The 2,706-nt window shown below is 69.4% G+C and carries 3 protein-coding genes; 1 reads left to right on the top strand and 2 read right to left on the bottom strand.

What is annotated here, in order from left to right; genetic code table 11:
* Positions 1–91: 91 nt before the first annotated feature.
* Both NBZ85_RS30030 and NBZ85_RS30025 read right to left on the bottom strand, forming a co-directional pair.
* Positions 92–862 (bottom strand): GAF and ANTAR domain-containing protein, encoded by a 771-nt coding sequence (locus NBZ85_RS30030; RefSeq protein WP_261555714.1) that lies wholly within the window; start codon positions 860–862, stop codon positions 92–94.
* On the bottom strand, positions 859–1,578 hold the full coding sequence (locus NBZ85_RS30025; protein WP_261555713.1) for a GAF and ANTAR domain-containing protein: 720 nt from the start codon (positions 1,576–1,578) through the stop codon (positions 859–861). The genes NBZ85_RS30030 and NBZ85_RS30025 overlap by 4 nt, the downstream gene beginning before the upstream one ends.
* Positions 1,579–2,108: 530 nt before the next feature.
* On the opposite strand from NBZ85_RS30025, the gene NBZ85_RS30020 reads away from it, so the two are divergent.
* Positions 2,109–2,591: an STAS domain-containing protein gene (locus NBZ85_RS30020; protein ID WP_308205240.1), complete on the top strand. Its 483-nt coding sequence runs from the start codon at positions 2,109–2,111 to the stop codon at positions 2,589–2,591.
* Positions 2,592–2,706: the final 115 nt, after the last annotated feature.

Raw genomic sequence — 2,706 nt, 5'->3', positions numbered from 1 at the left:
GTTATCCGGCCGCGCCGGACGGGGCGGCCGGATAACCGGGCGCGCTCCCTGTCCGCGGCAGGGAGCGCCCAGGGGCCCGCAGCCCCCGCACTCAGCTCGGGGTGGGGCGTCGCGGTCGAGATGGCCTGGTGGCAGCGTGATCGAGCAGGAGCTGGGCGGGAATCTCCCGGGCGACGATCGCGCGGGCGACATCGGTGAGTCGCAGGTTGTGGTCGCGGGCGTAGGTCCGCAGCCGGCCGAACGCCTCGTCCATCTCGAGGCCCCCGCGCTGGGCCAGAAATCCCTTGGCCTGCTCCAGGACGACTCTGCTGCTCAGCGCGCCTTTCAGCTGCTCGTTGATCGCGGCCTGGTCGGTGACCGCCTTGTCCTGCACGATCGCGACACTCGCCACGTGCGCGAGAGCCTGACCGAGGCTCAGGTCGTCGTCGTTGAGCGTCCCGACCTGCGTTCCGAACAGACCCAGCGCGCCCAGGACCGTGTCCCGCAACCGCATGGGCAGGGCGTGCACCGAGGCGAAACCAGCCTGCGTGGCGGCGGCGACGAACCGCGGCCAGCGCGCCGTGGCCGTACTCAGGTCGGCGACGCTGACGGGTGCTCCCCCGCGGTAGCAGTCCAGACACGGGCCCTGGTCGCGTTGCAGCTGAAGCAGTTCCAGGTTGCGGGTGCGTTCGGAGGACGCCGCCACCATGTGCAGGGTGCCGTACGGATCGGCCAGGAGCAGCCCGGCGGAGTCGACGTCGAGCAGCCGCGCGCAGTCCGCGGTCAGCCCGTCCAGGAGGTCCACCACGTCGAAGCGGTCCACCAGGCTGTTCGCCAACGACACGAAGGCTCTGGTGACCTGACGTTCCCGCTCTGCGCTCACGAGGTCGTCCCCCAGCCGTGGTCCGGGAAGGCCCAGGCACTGTCGTCGTCGAGAGCAACCTGACGCTGCACGACCCGCCACGCGGCCTCGCTCGCGGTCAGGTCGTGCGCGAACGCGTACGCACGTAGTCGCACCAGCGCCTCGGCCGGGCCGACATCACACTGGGCCATGATCATCCCCGTGGCCTGGTAGACCTCGACCCGCTCGAGGGACGCGAACTCCCGTATCCCCTCGCCACTGTCACCGGCAGCCTCCCAGTTGAGATCCCCGCTCGCCAGATCCAACAGCGGCAGGGTGGCCAGCCTCGCGGCGAACAGACCACCGGCCAGGTGCTCTCCGCCGAGGGGGCCCGGAGTGTGACGAAACAGGTCCAGGGCACCGATGGGCGCGCCGGCGAGCACCACGGGCAGCGCGAACACCGCTCGGACGCCCACGGCCATCACCGCCCCGGCGAACATCGGCCACCGGGTCTCGGCCGTCAGCGTGAGGTCCGGGACCAGCGCCGGGCGGCCCTCGCGCACCGCGTCGAGACACGGGCCTTCCCCGAGGGTGAACTGGAGCTCGTCCAGCCGCCGACTCAACGCTCCGCTTGAACCGAACGTCCCCGTCGAGGCACCGTCACGCACCACCGAAACGGCGGCCCCGTCCACCCCGAGAAGGCTTACGCACGCCCGGCACAGACCGTCGGCCGCCGCCAGACCGTTCCCGGCCGCCACCGCCGCACCGAGACCGGACCGGACACGCTCACTCGAGGCGATAGCCCCTCCCAACCATCGGGCCGCGCTGCTCACGTGTATGCATCAGCCAGCGGCCCGGTAGCCCTCCACCGGACATTCACAGCCTATCGGTACCCATCGGCGACGGACGCACCAGTGACCGGCCGGCTCACCCCCGCGGCGGGACGGCCCGACAGTGGGATCGGAGATCCACCGCCGCCCCCGGGCCTACGGTCGGAGTTGCGCCGAGACGTTCGACATGCAACAGTGAAGGAGGCCTCACACAGCCGACGTCGCTCCAGACTCCCGGTGACGCGTTGATCTTCAGCGTACGAGGGAGTCCAGGGGTATGAGGGTCTCAGCGGATTTCCCTGGGGCGGCGGTGGTCGAAGGGATCTTTTTCCGAATCCCTACGGACTCTCTCTGGCGGAGAACCATTCTCCAGGTTCGTGGCCCCATCGCGCCGGCCATCGCAGCTTCAGCCGGCCGAGGATGATATTTGGTGAGCCTCCGATCTCCTGGAAGACCCTGTGAACCCTTTACCAGGGGACTGCTGGCAGGCGTGTTCCGGGCAGTCAGGGACGGCACCTGTGAAGCCACTCGAGCCGCCTCGGACTGGACAGCGTCGGCGTACCTGGGTTGCCGACAGACTGGCGGTCACGGTCCATCAAGGACCGGCCGAAACCAGCGTCGAGGTGAGTGGAGAGGTTGACCTGGCCAGTATCGGCGCGTTCCAGTCGGCGCTGTTCGCGGCCGTCGACACCAGGACACCCACCGTCGTGGTCGACATCGGCGAGGTCGATTTCCTCGACGCCCTGGGACTGGGAGTACTGGTCTCCGCCCGCAAGCGTGCGATTGCCTCGGGGCAGCGCCTGGTCGTGATCGGGGCCCGCCCCCTGGCCTACCGGATGTTCGCTCTTACCGGCCTCACGGGAACATTCGACGTCCGTCGCCGCGCCGCGTCTCACACCGGATCCCAATCTTTTCTGCCCGGACCGCGGCTCTCGCCGTAAACGCGGCTCAAAGACAGTATCTGGAAACGGTGCCACCCGAGTCGTTCCGTAGGGACGAACCGGACGCCGAACCCACCAGAGGGACCCAGGTAGGCGCTCTCCCCCGCACCCACCC

This window comes from Frankia tisae (genome assembly GCF_025403405.1).
Classification (GTDB): domain Bacteria; phylum Actinomycetota; class Actinomycetes; order Frankiales; family Frankiaceae; genus Frankia; species Frankia tisai.
Note: the sequence above shows the minus strand (reverse complement) of the source record. Positions and strands in the feature narration are given on the sequence as shown.